The organism is bacterium SCSIO 12827, assembly GCA_024397995.1.
Taxonomy (GTDB): Bacteria; Pseudomonadota; Alphaproteobacteria; order Rhodospirillales; family Casp-alpha2; genus UBA1479.
This window is the reverse complement of the sequence record CP073746.1, coordinates 628,017-644,145: the sequence shown is the minus strand read 5'-3', so window position 1 is coordinate 644,145 and position 16,129 is coordinate 628,017. Positions and strand designations below refer to the sequence as shown.

General features: G+C 63.4%; 13 protein-coding genes and 1 pseudogene. 7 read left to right on the top strand and 7 right to left on the bottom strand.

The features are described from left to right. The first annotated feature begins 1 nt into the window (after nt 1). From KFF05_03010 to KFF05_02990, 5 genes and pseudogenes are all read left to right on the top strand, one after another. Complete coding sequence (locus tag KFF05_03010; protein UTW53560.1) at nt 2-490, top strand: (2Fe-2S)-binding protein; 489 nt, start codon at nt 2-4, stop codon at nt 488-490. After that, complete coding sequence (locus tag KFF05_03005; protein UTW52361.1) at nt 487-2,838, top strand: xanthine dehydrogenase family protein molybdopterin-binding subunit; 2,352 nt, start codon at nt 487-489, stop codon at nt 2,836-2,838. The genes KFF05_03010 and KFF05_03005 overlap by 4 nt, the downstream gene beginning before the upstream one ends. Next, on the top strand, nt 2,838-3,575 hold the full coding sequence (locus KFF05_03000; protein UTW52360.1) for an enoyl-CoA hydratase/isomerase family protein: 738 nt from the start codon (nt 2,838-2,840) through the stop codon (nt 3,573-3,575). Before KFF05_03005 ends, KFF05_03000 begins: the two co-directional genes overlap by 1 nt. A gap of 15 nt (nt 3,576-3,590) precedes the next feature. Further along, entirely contained in the window at nt 3,591-4,370 is a 780-nt protein-coding gene (locus KFF05_02995; protein ID UTW52359.1) for an alpha/beta fold hydrolase, read from the top strand. Nucleotides 4,371-4,469: 99 nt separating this feature from the next. Further along, a pseudogene (locus KFF05_02990) lies at nt 4,470-6,280 on the top strand (ATP-binding cassette domain-containing protein). A gap of 20 nt (nt 6,281-6,300) precedes the next feature. Here KFF05_02990 and KFF05_02985 read toward each other — a convergent pair. The 4 genes from KFF05_02985 to KFF05_02970 all read right to left on the bottom strand — a co-directional run bounded on the left by KFF05_02985 (nt 6,301) and on the right by KFF05_02970 (nt 10,166). After that, nucleotides 6,301-7,464 (bottom strand): response regulator, encoded by a 1,164-nt coding sequence (locus tag KFF05_02985; protein UTW52358.1) that lies wholly within the window; start codon nt 7,462-7,464, stop codon nt 6,301-6,303. Between the two features lie 181 nt (nt 7,465-7,645). Beyond that, complete coding sequence (ycjG, locus tag KFF05_02980) at nt 7,646-8,620, bottom strand: L-Ala-D/L-Glu epimerase (protein UTW53559.1); 975 nt, start codon at nt 8,618-8,620, stop codon at nt 7,646-7,648. Nucleotides 8,621-8,640: 20 nt separating this feature from the next. Further along, a complete protein-coding gene (locus KFF05_02975; GenBank protein ID UTW52357.1) occupies nt 8,641-9,645 on the bottom strand; it encodes a DUF1611 domain-containing protein in 1,005 nt (334 codons plus the stop codon). Between the two features lie 65 nt (nt 9,646-9,710). Beyond that, nucleotides 9,711-10,166, bottom strand: a complete 456-nt coding sequence (locus tag KFF05_02970; protein UTW52356.1) for a hypothetical protein — start codon at nt 10,164-10,166, stop codon at nt 9,711-9,713. 335 nt (nt 10,167-10,501) lie between these two features. Here KFF05_02970 and KFF05_02965 point away from each other — a divergent pair, with 335 nt between their 5' ends. Beyond that, the gene (locus KFF05_02965) at nt 10,502-11,707 is read left to right on the top strand and encodes a hypothetical protein (protein UTW52355.1); all 1,206 of its coding nucleotides are present in this window, start codon (nt 10,502-10,504) and stop codon (nt 11,705-11,707) included. 86 nt (nt 11,708-11,793) lie between these two features. Further along, on the top strand, nt 11,794-12,480 hold the full coding sequence (locus KFF05_02960) for a fumarylacetoacetate hydrolase family protein (protein ID UTW52354.1): 687 nt from the start codon (nt 11,794-11,796) through the stop codon (nt 12,478-12,480). Nucleotides 12,481-12,784: 304 nt separating this feature from the next. Here the strand turns inward: KFF05_02960 and KFF05_02955 are convergent, their stop codons facing one another. From KFF05_02955 to KFF05_02945, 3 genes are all read right to left on the bottom strand, one after another. Then, complete coding sequence (locus KFF05_02955; GenBank protein UTW52353.1) at nt 12,785-13,606, bottom strand: DUF2927 domain-containing protein; 822 nt, start codon at nt 13,604-13,606, stop codon at nt 12,785-12,787. Nucleotides 13,607-13,629: 23 nt separating this feature from the next. Next, the gene (locus KFF05_02950) at nt 13,630-14,808 is read right to left on the bottom strand and encodes a hypothetical protein (GenBank protein UTW52352.1); all 1,179 of its coding nucleotides are present in this window, start codon (nt 14,806-14,808) and stop codon (nt 13,630-13,632) included. Between the two features lie 132 nt (nt 14,809-14,940). Beyond that, on the bottom strand, nt 14,941-16,128 hold the full coding sequence (locus KFF05_02945; GenBank protein ID UTW52351.1) for an EAL domain-containing protein: 1,188 nt from the start codon (nt 16,126-16,128) through the stop codon (nt 14,941-14,943). Nucleotide 16,129: the final 1 nt, after the last annotated feature.

The window sequence follows — 16,129 nt, the reverse complement described above, 5'->3', positions numbered from 1 at the left end:
CCTGCCCAAACGCCGCATCACCCTGACCGTCAACGGCAAGGAACATTCCGCCGTAACGGAAGACCGCTATTCCCTGGCCGATTTCCTGCGCCACGGCCTGGGCCTGACCGGCACGCACCTGGGATGTGAACATGGGGTCTGCGGCGCCTGCACCGTTCTGGTCGATGGCCAGGCCGTGCGCGGCTGTCTGATGCTGGCGGTTCAGGCCGAGGGGTGCCAGGTCACCACCATCGAGGGATTGGTCGGCGAAGACGGTACCTTGAGCCCCCTGCAAGGGGCCTTCATGGAGCATCACGGCCTGCAATGCGGGTTCTGCACCCCAGGCATCCTGACGACGCTGACGGCCTATCTGCGCGATCATCCGAACGCGGACGAGCCGGAATTGCGCGAAGCCCTTTCCGGCAACATCTGCCGCTGCACGGGATACGACACCATCGTGCGCGCGGCGCTGGCCGCCGCCGAGACCATGCGCGGGGGGACCGCGTCATGAGTTCGACCGCCTTCGTCGGCCAGCGCGTGAAGCGATTGGAAGACCCGGACCTGCTGACCGGCCGCGGCCAGTTCCTGGACGATCTGAAACTGCCGGGGATGCTGGAAGCCGCCTTCGTGCGCAGCCCCTTCGCCCATGCCACCTTCACCGAAATCGATGCCGAGGATGCCCGCGCCATGCCGGGCGTGGTCGCCGTGCTGACGGCCCAGGACCTGCCGCCCGAGATGCGGGACAAGCGCATCCTGCTGCAAGTCCCCCATCCGGAAATCACCTATGCCGTGACCCAGGAGCCGCTGGCCACGTCGGAAGTCTGCTTCGTCGGCGAGGCGGTGGCGGTCGTGATCGCCGATAGCCGCCACCTGGCCGAGGACGCGGCGGAACGGGTGATCGTCGATTGGGAACCCCTGCCCGCCGCCAGCCATTGCGACACGGCCCTGAAGCCGGGTGCGCCCGTCACCCATTCTTCGATGACCGATAACATCGCCGGGCGGCTGAACCTGGGCTTCGGCGATGTGGACGCGGCGTTCCGCAACGCCGCCCATGTCATCCGCGAACGGTACGCGCCCCACCGGGGCACCGGTCATCCCATGGAATGCCGGGGCGTGGTCGCTGTCTATGATCTGGTCAGCGACGCTTTTCGCATCTGGACGTCGACCCAAACACCCCACAACACCCAGCGCGCCGTGATCGACATGTTCGGCCTGCCCGAAGACCGCGTGCGGGTCATCACGCCTGACGTGGGCGGCGGCTTCGGGCCCAAGAACCAGGTCTATCCGGAAGAACTGGTCATTCCGGCGGCGGCCCGCCTGTTGGGTCGGCCCGTGAAATGGGCCGAGGACCGGCGCGAACATTTCCTGACCACGACGCAGGAGCGGGACCAGGTCTGGGACGTATCCGCCGCCGTGGACGCGAATGGTGTGCTGCTCGGCATCAAGGGAACGTTGATCCACGATGCCGGGGCCTATCTGCCCTGGGGCATCATCATGCCCTATATCTCGGCCACCACCCTGCCCGGGCCCTACAAGCTGCCGGCTTACCGCATGGCGGTGACCATCGCCTTCACCAACCTGGTGCCGACCACGCCCTTGCGGGGTGCCGGGCGGCCGCAGGCCGTGTTCGCCATGGAACGGCTGATGGACGCCGTGGCGCAAAAACTGAACCTCGACCCGGCCGAAGTACGCCGGCGCAATTTCATCCAGGCATCGGACATGCCCTACGACATGGGCCTGACCTACCGCGACGGCGCGCCGGTGATGTACGACACCGGCGACTATCCGGAATCCCAGGCCCAGGCCTTGGCCGCCGCCGGCTATGACGATTTTCCGGCCCGCCAGAAGGCGGCATTGGCCGAAGGGCGCCACATCGGCATCGGCATCGGCAATTATGTGGAGGGCACGGGCCTGGGCCCCTTCGAGGGGGCGACCATCCGCATCCTGACCAACGGGCGCGTCGCGATCTATACCGGGGCGGCGGCGGCGGGACAGGCCCACCGCACGACCCTGGCGCAGATCTGCGCGGACGAATTGAACGTGGACATGGGCGACATCGACGTGGTCGGCGGCGATACGGGCGTCATGCCGCGCGGTGCGGGGACGTATGCTTCCAGAATTACCGTCAACGCCGGGTCGTCCGTTCGCATGGCCTCCGCCGAACTGCGCGGCAAGACCCTGGCCCTGGCCGCCGCCAAGTTCGACGTGAAGCCGGAAGACGTGGAACTGACCCATGGCGCCGTGCGCATCAAGGGTGAACAGGGCGACAGCATCACCTTCGAAGAACTGGCCAAGATGACCAGCGGCATGCCGGGCTATGCCCTGCCCGTGGGGGTGAAACCGGATTTGGAAGCGTCGGGATACTTCACCCCGCCGCAGGCCACCTATTCCAACGGCAGCCACCTCGCCGAGGTCGAGGTCGATGCGGACACCGGCCAAGTCACCATCCTGAAATACACCGTGGTTCACGACTGCGGCACGGTCATCAACCCCATGCTGGTCGACGGCCAGGTCCAGGGCGGGGTCGCCCACGGCATCGGCAACGCGCTGTTGGAACGCATGGTGTTCGACGCCGACGCCAATCCCCTGACCACCACCTTCGCCGACTACCTGATGCCAACGGCGGAAATCGTACCGACCTGCGACATCGTGCATATGGAAAGCCCGACGCCTCTGAATCCGCTGGGTGCCAAGGGGGCCGGCGAGGGCGGCACCATCCCCGCCCCCGCCGCCATCGTCGCGGCGGTGGAGAACGCCTTATCGCCCTTCGACATCCGCATCACCGATTGCCCCATCACCCCGCAGCGTATCATCGAGCTGATCAACGCCGCGCAAGAGCCCATTCAGGAGGACTGCTGATGAGCACCAGCGACCGTTTCCGCGTTTCCCGCGACGGCCCCGTCGCCCGTGTGACCCTGTGCCAGGGGGCGGAGGGCAACACCCTGGCCCCGCCCGACATGCAGGCCATTGGTGCCGCCATCCGCGCGGAAGGGTCGGACAAGGCCGTGAAGCTTGTGGTGGTGACCGGCGAAGGGGGCGATTTCTGCCTGGGCCGGCGCATCGTGCCGGGCGTGACGCCGCCTGCCAACGCGCGAGCGTTTCGCGAGCGGGTCGCCGATGCCATCTTGGGCGTCTACGAAAACCTGCGCATGACGCCGGTGCCCGTGCTGGCCGCCGTGCAGGGCCGGGCCAAGGGTTTCGGCTGCGCCTTCGCTGCTCAGGCGGATGTGACCATTGCCGAAGAGAGCGCCCGCTTCTCCATGCCGGAAATGGACGGTAACCTGCCACCGACCCTGGCGATTTCCGCCGCCCTGCCGAAAATGCCGGCCAAGGCCGTGCTCGACATGGTGCTGACCCGGGACGAAATCGACGCGCAAACGGCCCACACTTTCGGGCTAATTTCCCGGGTTGCCCTCAAGGGCAGCCTGACGGCGGCGGTCGATGCCTATATTGCCAAATTAGCCGACCGGGACCGCGACGCCCTGGTCGCGATCAAGGAATACATGCGCCTCGCCCCGACCATGGACCTTGCCGGACAGGCGCGTTATGGGGCAAACCTGATTGCGGTCGAGATAACCTCCCAAGACAAAACCTAAGAACAGGACCAATCCATGACCACGATTTCCGTTAACGGCGAAACCCTTCATTACCGCCAGGCCGGCAGCGGCCCGACCCTGCTGATGCTGCACAGCCTGGGCACCAACGGTTATCTGTGGGACGGCCAGATCTCGGCCCTGCAGGATAAGTTCACCTGCGTCGCCCTGGACGCCCGCGGCCATGGCCGTTCGTCCAATCGGGGCGGGGTGAGCATGCAGGCCGTCGCCGAGGATGCCCATGCGTTGCTCAAGGAACTGGGCTTGTTGCCTGCGCACATCATGGGGATTTCCATGGGCGGGCTGCAATGCGCCCGCCTGCACGCCATGGCCCCCGATGATGTTCTGTCCATCGTCTATGCAGACAGCTTCGCTTTCATGGGCGACGCGGGGCCGGACCGGGTCAAAGGCATGGAAGCCAAGATGGCGACCATGACCATGACCGAGTTCGCCAAGGACTATGCCGACAGCACCCTGCTGCCGGCGACCGATGCGGCTCATCATCAGGCCCTGATCGCCGCCATCACCGGCATGACCAAGGACGATTACCTGGACGCCGTGCGCTCCGTCTTTACCGAGGACGTGCGCACGCAGTTGCAGGGCATCGACAAGCCCATGCATATCGTCACCGGCGACCAGGATCAGCGCACCCCCCTGGCGGCGGCGGAAAGCGTCCATGCCCTGGTCACGGGATCGACGCTGGAAGTCATTCCGGACGCGGCCCATCTGTCGAATATCGACAATCCGGCTGGCTTTTTGGCGGCGGTCGGCCCGTTTCTCGACCGGGTTCGGGGATAACGCGGGCCGCTTTCAGAAAGGCCAAAGGAATTTCTCCATTGGCGCGCGGAATTTAGTAATGTGCGGCGCTTCTCGCCCACAGACTAGGTTTCCCCACCCTTGGCCCCACCCATCCTCCACCTTCGCGACATCGATCTGACCTTCGGCGGCACGCCGCTTCTTGGGGGGGCGGAGCTTGCCGTCATGCGCGGCGACCGCCTGTGCCTGGTCGGGCGCAACGGGTCCGGCAAATCAACCCTGCTGAAGATCGCGGGCGGGCTGATCGACCCGGACAAGGGCGAAATTTTCGTACAGCCGGGGCGACCGTACGCTATCTGGCGCAGGAACCGGATCTGTCCGGCCACGCCACGACCCTGGATTATGTCGAGGACGGCCTGGCGCCGGGCGACGATCCCTACCGCGCACAGTATCTTTTGGATGTCCTGGGCCTGACCGGCCAGGAAACCCCCGGCCATCTGTCCGGCGGCGAGGCCCGGCGCGCCGCCCTGGCCCGCGCCTTGGCCCCCAAGCCCGACATTCTGTTGCTGGATGAGCCGACCAACCACCTGGACCTGCCCGCCATCGCCTGGCTGGAACAGGAATTGAAGTCCATGCCGTCGGCCATCGTGATGATCAGCCACGACCGCCGGTTCCTGGAAAACCTGTCACGGGCGACCCTGTGGCTGGACCGGGGCGAGGTCAAGCGCCTGGAACAGGGCTTTGCCGCGTTCGAGGAATGGCGCGACGAATTGCTGGAACAGGAAAGCACCGCCCGCCACAAGCTGGACCGCAAGATCGCCGCCGAAACCCATTGGCTGATCCACGGCGTGTCGGCCCGGCGCAAGCGCAACCAGCGCAGGCTCGGCAATCTGATGGACATGCGCCAGCAGAAACGCGAACTGCGCCAGGTCACCGGCGAGGTGAAACTGGCCGCCGCCCAGAGCGAAACCTCGGGCAAGCTGGTGATCGACGCCGAGGACATCACCAAGGCCTACGGCGACCGCACCCTGATCGACGGATTTTCCACCCGCATCCTGCGCGGCGACCGGGTCGGTATCATCGGCCCCAACGGGGCCGGCAAGACGACCCTGTTGAACATCCTGACGGGCCAGGCCGCCCCCGATACGGGCAAGGTCAAGGTCGGCGTGTCGGTCGAGATGGTGACCCTGGACCAAAAGCGCGAAAGCTTGAACCCCCGGACCAGCCTGTCCGACGCCCTGACCGACGGCAGCGGCGACACGATTTCCGTCGGCGGCGAGCCGCGCCACGTCATCAGCTACATGAAGGACTTCCTGTTCCTGCCGGAACAGGCACCGACCCCGATCGGCGAATTGTCGGGCGGCGAGCGCGGGCGGCTGATGCTGGCCCGTGCCTTGGCCCGCCCGTCCAACCTTCTGGTGCTGGACGAGCCGACCAACGATCTTGACCTGGAAACCCTCGACCTGCTGCAGGAAATGCTGGCCGATTATGAAGGGGCCGTTCTGCTGGTCAGTCACGACCGCGATTTCATCGACCGGGTCGTGACTTCGACCGTCGCTTGGGAAGGCGAAGGCCAATGGCGGGAATATCCCGGCGGTTATTCCGACATGTTGGCGCAGCGCGGCGAGGCGCCACTGCGCGACAAGCCGAAGAAGGATAAGGGCGCGGCAAAGAACGCGGCTTCGTCTTCGCCGGGAGGACCGAAGGAAAAGCGCAAACTGTCCTTCAAGGACAGTCACGCGTTGAAGATTCTGCCCGACCGCATGGCCAAGCTTGAGGAAGAGATCGCGGGCCATAAGAAGGTCCTGTCCGATCCCAACCTGTTCGCCAAGAATGCCACGCGCTTCACCGATACGGCGGCGGCCCTGACCAAGGCCGAAGCGAAACTGGCCACCCTGGAAGAGGAGTGGCTGGCGCTTGAGATGAAACGGGAAGAGATCGAAGGCGGCTGAGCTTGGTACCCGGTCGCCGGTCAGTCGCCGGGGCCGGACTTGGGACGGGGGGCGACGATGCGCTCGACCCCGCCATGCTTCGCTTTCGGTCTCGCGACATTGGCCGCCTTGGCGGCGGCTTCGGCGCGGGGTTCCTCGAAAGTGTACTTTCGGATCGCCCGCTTCAGATCCTGCATCAACTGAATGCCGATCTCACCACCGTCGCCGGTGATCTTGTCACGGAACACACTGCGCATGGTGTCGATATGGGCCTTGATGACCTTGACCGCGCGGTCTTCGGTCGGACAGGGCGCCTGAGTCATCTTGTACAGCATCTCGCCGACGTTGGTGATGATGGGGTAGCCGAAGGTTCCGCCCTGGCCGCGAAGTTCATGGGCCAGCAGGTTGATGTTCTTGAAATGGCGGGCACGCTGATCCACCGATTGCTGCAGGGCGCGCTCGCAGATGCTCGACAAAGTCGCCAGATAGCCGAGCGCCCAGTCATGGAATTCCAAGCCCTTGCGCTGTAGGTGCTGATCCGCCGCCTGCAGGTGGCGCAACGGCAGTTCGCCCGGCGGGCTCATGCCCAGGCCGCCGACCTTTTCCTTCAGCTTGTTGGGCAGGCGGAACAGGAAGACGTCGCCATCGTTCCTGGGGCGACGCACCCGGTCCGAGGAATAGACGATGGTCGCGTCCTTTTCGTTGATTCGGCGCCGGTCGTGAGGGCACTTCGGGTCGCTCTTGCGGTGCCGGTCGGGACCAAAGTATTCCCGGGTTGCGACGAACTGGCGCGGAAAGTCGACGACCTCAAGCACCCGGTTGCAAACGGTCTGGGCGGAAAACGGCTTGGCCAGAAATTCGCTGGCCCCGCCGTCGCGCGCCTTCTCGACGTTTTCCGCGTCGGCGGCACCGGACATCATGATGAAAGGCATGAAGCGGTTGGGCGATTCCTTGCCCTGGCGGACCCACTTCAGCAGCAGGTGGCCGTCGATCGGCGCCATGACCAGGTCGGAAATGATCATATCCACGGGACAGCCATAAGGGCCGTGATGGGCGCTCAGGAATTCAATTGCTTCGACGCCGTTCTCCGCGGTGATGACCTGACCGGCCCCGAGGGTTTTCAGTACGTCCTGCAAAATCTTGAGTACGAAACGGTTGTCATCGACCAGAAGAAAGGTCAGCCGCTCCAGATTGTATACGCCCATTGCTTCTCAACGGAGGGAGCCAGCCCCCTCTCCACCGTCTAACGTGTTGCTCACCCATGGCGTTTCCCTTGGCGTCTTAAAGTTGCGCCTGTATTCACATTCTACTTAACGTGAATGATTAACAAAGCCAATAGTGTTTAAAATCAGACCATTAGAATAATCTAATGACACAACCGGAACGTCATCCCCAGAGATCCCGTATCGGCGGATGAATGCGCCCGTCCGCGAAATCCAGGCCCGGCACGCGGTCTTCGCGCAGCAACAAGGGACCGTCCAGATCGACGACCCGGGCCCGGCCCATCAAAAGCGTGGCCGGGGCCATGGCCAGGGAGGTCGCGACCATGCAGCCGACCATCAGCCCGAAGCCCTGCGCGCAGGCGGCATCGGCCAGATCGAGGGCCGCCGTCAGGCCGCCGGTCTTGTCCAATTTTACGTTTACCATGTCATAGAGCCCGGCGAGACGCTCCAAATCCTCCGCCGTGTGGCAGCTTTCATCGGCGCAGATTGGGATCGGATAGGACAGGCCGCGCAAAATTTCATCCCCATGGGCGGGCACCGGCTGTTCCAGCATCTCCACGCCCATCTCAGTCAGGAACGGCGCCAGGTTTTCCAGTCGATGCAGGTCCCAACCTTCGTTTGGATCAACGACCAGGCGGGCCTCGGGGGCGGCCTCGCGAACGGCACTTAAGCGCGCACGCACATCGGCGCCGTCCAGTTTGACCTTCAGCAGGGGGGCCTTGGCCAGGCGGCGGGCCTGAACCGCCATTTCCTGGGGGCTGGCAATGCCGATGGTTTCCGCCGTCACCGCAGGCAGCGGTTCCGGCAGGCCCGCCAAGTCCCAGGCACGCTGGCCCGCCTGTTTACATTCCAGATCCCACAGCGCGCAGTCGACGGCATTGCGCGCAGCCCCGGCCGGCAGAAGGTCGAGCAGATCGCGGCGTCCGCCCCCCTCGGCCACGGCATCGGCGACCTCGGCGATCTGGTGGATCACGCTATCAACCGTTTCGCCGTAGCGCGCATAGGGCACGCATTCGCCGCGTCCGGCCCGCCCGTCGGCGTCCTCGACCTCGCAGACGACGACCCGGGCCTCGGTCTTGACGCCGCGCGAAATGGCGAAGGGCCGGGCCAGGGGCCAGCCCTGGTCGACGGCGGACAGGCGGCGCGACCCCGCCACGGTTACAGCTTCTCGATGGCGTCGACGATGGGGGCGACGCCCGTGCGCACCGCATCAACGGCGGGCAGACCCAGGCGCTCGGAAATCTCGGCCAGATAGGCCGTGGCCCGCGCCGCCCCCATGGAACTTGTGTTCACGGACACGCCGACGACCTTGGCGTCGGGCTCGAACATGCGGGCCATGCGCTCGTTGACCGCGATGCAGTCCTCCAACGCGGGCACGGGCACGCCAGGTGTGCCCCGCATTTCCAGCCGCGCCGCGTCGTGGCACAGCACCAGGGCGTGGGGCCTGGCCCCATGGATCAGGCCCAGGGTGACCCCGGAATAAGAGGCATGGAACAGGGAGCCCTGGCCCTCGACCACGTCCCAGTGATCCGGATCGTTGGCGGGTGTCAGCCATTCGGCGGCGCCGGCGATGAAATCGGCGACCACGGCGTCGACGGACGCCCCTTCGCCGGCGATGAAGATGCCGGTCTGGCCGGTGGCGCGGAAATCCGCCTTCATGCCGCGGGTTTTCATCTCCCGCTCGATGGCCAGCGACGTGAACATCTTGCCCACGGACACATCCGTGCCCACGGTCAATATCCGCCGTCCTGCCCTGGCCTGGCCCGAGGCGACGTCGAAATCGCGGGACGGGTGGCGGGCGTCGGTCAGCGTCCGCCCGTGACGGGCCGCCGCCTCGGCGATCGCAGGCACGTCACGCAGCCGCCGGTGCAGCCCCGCGGCCACGTCCATGCCGGCCTCGATGGCCTCGACGATGACGCCGACCCAATTGTCGGGAATCACGCCGCCCCGGTTGGCGACACCGATGACCATGGTCTTGCAGCCGGCCTTGACCGCGTCGGCAATGGTCATGTCGGGAATGCCCAGGTCGGCCTTGCAGCCGGCCAGGCGAAGCTGACCCTTGCACCATTCGGGCCGCCAATGAACGACCCCGATGGCAACCTTTGCCGCGAGTTGGTCCGGCGCATCGCCGACGAACATCAGATAGGGGGTCGCGAGTGCCATGGCAGGTCTCCCGGCTGGTTCATCCAAGCAAGGAGCGTAACACAGCCAGTCGCGGCGGGAAGGGGTCAGCGTCCGGGCGAATAATGGGCCAGGATGAACACGGCGGCGGCATGGGCGGCCAAGGTCACGGCGCGGCGCGCCTTGGCGACTCGGCGCCTGATGGCGGCCTGGCGTTCGGCGCGCTGGGCCTCCAGATGGCTCGTGACCGTGCGCGCGACATCGTAACCTTCGCGGTGGGCCTCCATGTAATGGCGGCGGCTGTGAAGGTCGAAATCTGGGTGGAAGTGGAACACGGTCATGGCCCGGCGCTTGCCGTCATAGGTCGAGAAGGCCAAAACCTCTTCGGTGCCGATGTCGTATTTACGCACGACCAGAAGCGAGGCGTCGAGCCCACGCTTTATAACGTGGATGCCGTCGCCGTAATCCTGATCAAACTCGAAAAACCAGTCGCCGGGAAGGAAGGCATTGGGATTTCCCGCAAAGCCCCCTGCCGTAGTAGAATTTTCTGTCGAGTTGGACATGGCTATCCGTCCTCTGGTGAAGACAATGCCGATCACACGGCACGGCCCTTTGGAAAAGGCTGCCTATCCCAGGTAGTCGCCTGCCAACATTTTGTTATTAGTATATCGTCACGGAACGCGCGCAGCCGCCGCGCGACGTTCCCGCCTGATGTCCTACATACGCCTCCAAGGGGAATCACACAAAACGAAAATATTCCCTTATCGGGTGGTGTGTGGATAACCGGGCGATCCTGGGCGGGCCCAGGCTGGCGCATACATACGAGTTTTCGTAAACTACGGTCGCGGCCAGAACGGCCAGTAAAAGTCTGAAATGCGGGCATAAGAAGGGTGGTTCGGTGCGGGATCCTCAAACCAGCATAACGTTTCGCGATCTGATCGCACCCATGACGCCGGAAACCTTTTTCACCGAGTATTCCGGCCGCCGGGCCGTCCACATTCCGGGCGATGCCGACAAGATCCGCCGCCTGTTCGACTGGTCGTCGTTCAACCGGCTGATCAACATGACCACGGTATGGAACGCCCATACCATGAAAATGGCGCTGGACGGCCGCAATCTGGCCCCCGACGAATTCTGCTCCATGGGCACTCTGCGCGAAGGCGGACGCGCCATGGTGCCGGACTGGCCCCGGGTCGGAGGCCTTCTTGAAGACGGCGCGTCCCTGGTTCTGGACTTGATGGAGATGCTGGATTCCGGGTCGGCGGCGATCGCCACGGCCTTGCAGATGGCGACAGCGTCCCGCGTCACCTGCAATGCCTATTACTCCCGCTGCCAGCGGCCCGCCTTCAAAAGCCATTTCGACACCATGGAGGTGTTCGCCGTCCATATCGAGGGCGAAAAGACCTGGCAACTTTATGAAGGACGGTTTGAAGAACCGATCGAGGCCGACGGCTATCGCTACGCCAGTTTCGATGAAGCCTATCACGCCAAGGCCCGGGGCGCCCTGGCGCAGGAAATCACCATGACGCCGGGGGATATCCTCTATATTCCGCGCGGCCAGTACCACGACGCGCTGGCCGCGTCGGATTCCTGCCTGCATCTGTCGTTCGGGACGGTCAGACCAACCGGCCTGGATTTTCTGCGCACGGTGAGCCGCGCGGCGACTGCCGATCCCCTGTTCCGCCGCGAGATGCCGACCGTGGATGAACCCGAATTGTACCGTGAACGCGTCCGCGACCTTGCCGGGCGACTGATGGATATACTCGACGACCCCCAGGTCACCACCGAATTGTTGGAAGAACAGCGCCGGCGACTGTTCGACATGGTTCCCGGCTTCGATCTTCCCGACCCCGAATTCGCCGGTTTCTTCCGCGTCCAGTCTGCCGGGGTCAAACTGGCGCGGCGGGGCCAAGACTGGCAGGTCAAAACACCGAAGACCCGGGACACCATCACTCCCGCCACCGCGGAACTTGCAGAATGGGTCCTCGACCGGGACGTCGTCACCCGCGCGGAGTTGGAAACGAGCCTGCCAAATCTCAGCGAACCCGAAATCCGCAACGGTGTCTCCCACCTCAGAACCTTGGGAATCCTATTGCGCGCCTGAGACGCATCGCGTAAATCCGAACATACCGATTGGGCGCCGCCGACCGGCGGCCCGCCCCACCACCTTTAAAAATCCGAGGATTCCCGATGGCCTACGTCATTCCCCAGCCGCCCCAGTCATTCCTGCCCGTTGCCGGCACGGACGACCAGTTCCCCGTGCGCCGCGTCTATTGCGTGGGCCGCAACTTCGCCGAGCACGCCATCGAAATGGGCCATGACCCGGATCGCGAGCCGCCGTTCTTTTTCATGAAATGCCCTGACAACCTGATGGTCGGCGGTGGTGAGTGGCCCTATCCGGTCGCCTCGAACGACGTTCATTGGGAGTTGGAGATGGTTCTCGGCCTGAAATCCGGCGGCACCAACATTCCGGCGGCACAGGCGCTCGACCACGTTTTCGGCTATGCCGTGGGCCTGGATATGACGCGCCGCGACCTGCAAGGCGAAGCCAAGAAAATGGGCCGCCCCTGGGACGTGGGCAAGGCGTTCGATCTGGCCGCCCCCTGCACGGCGATCCACCCGGCCGAAAAAACCGGTCACCCGACCTCTGGCCGCATCTGGCTGGAACGCAACGGCGAGGTTCGCCAGGACGGCGACCTGAATCAGATGATCTGGAAAATTCCGGAAATGATCGAATATCTGTCGGGCCTGTTCACCCTGGCCCCCGGCGACTTGATCTTCACCGGCACGCCCGCTGGTGTCGGCGCCGTGCAGCGCGGCGACGTGCTGAAGGGCGGGGTCGACGGCGTGGACGAACTGACCATCAAGGTCGTCTAAGAAAACCGCCCTTTGGGGCGCAACGCATTAGAAAATTTGAAAAAAGCGGGGGATACGCTGGTTCCCCCGCTTTTTTTGATCTTCGCCGCCCCGATATTGCCCTTTTCCCGCCCTTCCCCGGCCCGGGTTCCTTGGTCTTCTTCTCCTTGCTTGGACGGAGAAAGGAGACCTGTCATGGAGACCTTGAAAGCCCCCCTTGCCGCCTTGGCCGTAGCCCTGCCGCTGACGCTCACGGCACTGGCCGCGGAGGCCATGTTCGACCTGCGCGATCTGTTCTGGACGTTTTAGAAAGCGTTGGAAGCCGCTATTTACCGGGCCGTTTAAGGGCCAGATACTGGGCCGCGATGGGCAGCGCCTGATCCGCCTTCATGCCCGGTTTCATGCGCGGATCGTAGAGCATGCGCAGCATCCAGCGGTCGGCATGGGTCAGGTCGACATGGCGGCTGGTGTCCGAGAAGATCGAAAACGTCAGCCCGTCAACGTCGTTGACCAGCCCCATGAGCTGTGTGATTTCCTCGGTCACGCAGGCACGCAGGAAGATTTTGGGATCGACCTGAACATTGCCGTACTGGACCTGGGTCACGATTTCCGCCGGCACCGCCGCATAGCCGAAGGTCAAAGCCCCCGCCTTATTGATACGCAGGCGCCCGTGACAGAAGCCGAGACGCAGCATCCTTTCCGCATCGACGGCTTTGTAGGCGCCCTTGGTGCGCTTTTCGATGACCGCCGGGAGCGACGCCTTGGGCCCGAAGAACACCAGCACGTTGATGGGAATCTTGGACACGTTGGGCGCCAGGCGCTTTTCCTGGCGCATGACCTCGGAATACACCAGCTTCACCGGATGACCGGTTTCCTTGGCGAGATCATCCAGCTGACGGACAACCAATTCCTCGAACAACGGCGGATAGCCCTTGCCGATGATGGCGACGTTGACCGGGGCGACCCATTTGATGATGCGGGGAATGCGCTTTTCGTGTTCGGAGCCAAGGGCGACCCCGGCGAACGCTTTGATCAGGTCGGTGTTGGAAACGTCGTCCTCGGCCCGCGCGGCCGTGACGGCGGCGGCCATCAGGACGCAGGCGATAATCAGGAAGCGTACCGGCAGAAAGCGTTCTGGAAAGCGCATGGCTTATCCTAACAAGGAAACGCCTAGCGCACCATGTCGTCGATCAGGAAGCCCTGGAACATGGTGATACCGCAGGCATGAGCGGTCTTGATCGCCAGTTCGTCGTCGACCCGCGCCATGACCAGGACTGTGCCGCGCTGCTGCAAGCCCTGGATCGTTTCCTTGAACTTGGGCAGGGAATTTTCCGTGCCCGGCCGCCAAAACACCTTGGCCAGCTTGGCGCCCAGACGCGGCAGGTCCATCACGCCCAGGCTTTCCGGAATGATGGCGTCAATGGCGATGGTGCCGCCGTGGGAGGTGATCAGTTCCGACGCGGTCTGGAACTGATCCCAGTTCTGCAGGATGTTTTCGGCGCGAAACTCCAGGACCAAGCTCGACAATGCCTTGCCGCCCTTTTCCAGGAGGTTCTGGAACGAATGGGTGAACACGGTTTCCACGTTCAGATTGAGGGACGCCTTGGCGCGGTCCGGATTCACTTCATCGAAACATTCGATGAGCATCTGATCGAGGGAGCGGGTCAGATGCTGGAACACCAAGCCGGCGCCGCGGAAATCCACGTTGGTCAGAATGTGCTGGCGGATCATCTCGACCGAAATGAAGTATTCCTTCATCACCGGCATGGGCGGCTTGCCCGGGGTGATGAGGACCGTCGCCTGGGATCGGATGAAATTGTCCGTGAACGCCTTCTTACCCATCTTGCGCATGCCGTCACGCACCACCTGGATGTCGCTTTCGCGCAACGGTCGGGTCTCGCCCGTGCCGACGCCGGCTTCCTTGGCGCGGTCATCGAAGGTTTCCAGGAACTTGATGGCGTTGCCGATGCGGCCCTGCAGGTTGATGATGCGGAGCATCCGCGATTGGTCGATCTGACTGAAATATTCCGGGAAATTCTGCTGAATGACACGGATCAGGTCGACCTTCAGCTCCGACGTCCATTCCATCTGGTTATAGTCGTTGAGCTTCATCAGCAGCGCTGTATCGGTGCTGGTCAGCCGGTACACCTCGGCGCCGCGCCGTTCGCGCGAGCGCTCGTAGGATTCATCGGTCTTCTTGCGGAGCTGCTTATCCTCTTCCTCGGTCATGCCGAGGGTGGAAAAACTGACGAGAATCAGATGATTGGGCTCTTCCGCCCCGCCTTTCCAATTCTTCAGTCGTGTCAGCAGCTTAAGATGCTCACCGCCGCCTGGGCTTGAGTCAGCCATGAAATTTCCGGTCCATTTCCGTCAATGGTCTTAAATTCTGGTTCATACGGTGTATTCCAAGCAAGAATAATGCCTGAATTAACGATCCCATATCAGGGAGTAAACTAAGACTGTCTTAACTGCTCCGCCGCCTTATATCAGCATTTCCTCGATATGCAGCCCCTGAAAGGCGGTGATTCCGACCTCTCGGCCGACCCGCAGCCCCAGTTCGGAATCAACCCGGCACAGTACGACGATACACCCCGCGTCCTGGGCCTGCTTGATGACCGAGCGGTTGCGCGCCAATGTCTCCATGCCGCTTTCCCGCCAGGATATTTTCGCGATATTGGCATTGAACCCGGCCAGGTTCAGCACTGCGAGCGAGGCCGGGTCGATGATGTCGACGGCAATGGTCCCGCCCTGGCCACGCACAGCGGTCTGCGCGGCTTCGTACTTGCGCAGGTCGCGCATAATGTCGGCCAGACGCAGTTCGACAATGACGTTGGACAGCTTGGCCGCACCGTTGGCCGCCAGGAATTTCTGATAGGTCGCCCCACCTACCGATTCCAAGGTCAGGTTGAGGGCGCATTTCCCGCCTCCCGGGTTGTAATGGCGGTGCATGCCCAGCATCAGCTGGTCGAGGGTCAGGGTCAACTGCGGAAACAAGGGATCCGATTCATGGATGCTCACGTTCTTGAGCGCGTCCGACCCTAAAAGGTCCATGCGCATGTAGTATTCCCGGGCGATCACCGTCGGCCGCTTGCCCTCGGCGATCAGGGTGATCGATTGTCCCTGGACATAGGTATCGGCGAACACCTTGTCGCCGACCTTGGCGTGGATGGCGCGCACCGCCTGGCTGTCTGTCGCTGTCAACGCCCGCATTCCGTCCGCCCCGGCAATCACCCCCTGTTCCTTGGCCCGTTCCTCGAATGCTTCCAAAAAGCGGATGGCGCCGGCCATCTGGGTCGTCATGTCGATGGTGCGGATGATTTTCGTCTGATCAACGGCAGCAAAGTTTTCCGGGGCTTCTTCCTGCAGGATTTTGAACAGATGCATCTTCAGTTCCTGCGGAACCTCCATCCTGTGCATTTCCGTCAGATTCGCGACCACGGCGATGTTGGTCGGCGACAACTGGTAGGCCCCACCGCCGCGCACGCGGGCGACGCGGGCATGGATTTCGGCGATCTCATCCATCAGGTAATCGCCGTCTTCAGGCAGCCCCAGGTCGGAAAGATCGACCAGCAAAAGGGTGTTCACATCCCCCTTTTTGCCGCCCATGGCGCGAAGTTTCTTGAGCAGATCGGCGGCGTCCCCCGCCATGGATGAAGGCCCAAATGCCATT

What these genes read in the sequence shown, in the direction of transcription:
- KFF05_03005 (UTW52361.1), top strand. Translation starts at nt 487, where the DNA reads ATGAGTTCGACCGCCTTCGTCGGCCAGCGCGTGAAGCGATTGGAAGAC.
- KFF05_03000 (UTW52360.1), top strand. Translation starts at nt 2,838, where the DNA reads ATGAGCACCAGCGACCGTTTCCGCGTTTCCCGCGACGGCCCCGTCGCC.
- KFF05_02995 (UTW52359.1), top strand. Translation starts at nt 3,591, where the DNA reads ATGACCACGATTTCCGTTAACGGCGAAACCCTTCATTACCGCCAGGCC.
- KFF05_02985 (UTW52358.1), bottom strand. Translation starts at nt 7,464, where the DNA reads ATGGGCGTATACAATCTGGAGCGGCTGACCTTTCTTCTGGTCGATGAC.
- KFF05_02975 (UTW52357.1), bottom strand. Translation starts at nt 9,645, where the DNA reads ATGGCACTCGCGACCCCCTATCTGATGTTCGTCGGCGATGCGCCGGAC.
- KFF05_02970 (UTW52356.1), bottom strand. Translation starts at nt 10,166, where the DNA reads ATGTCCAACTCGACAGAAAATTCTACTACGGCAGGGGGCTTTGCGGGA.
- KFF05_02960 (UTW52354.1), top strand. Translation starts at nt 11,794, where the DNA reads ATGGCCTACGTCATTCCCCAGCCGCCCCAGTCATTCCTGCCCGTTGCC.
- KFF05_02955 (UTW52353.1), bottom strand. Translation starts at nt 13,606, where the DNA reads ATGCGCTTTCCAGAACGCTTTCTGCCGGTACGCTTCCTGATTATCGCC.
- KFF05_02950 (UTW52352.1), bottom strand. Translation starts at nt 14,808, where the DNA reads ATGGCTGACTCAAGCCCAGGCGGCGGTGAGCATCTTAAGCTGCTGACA.
- KFF05_02945 (UTW52351.1), bottom strand. Translation starts at nt 16,128, where the DNA reads ATGGCATTTGGGCCTTCATCCATGGCGGGGGACGCCGCCGATCTGCTC.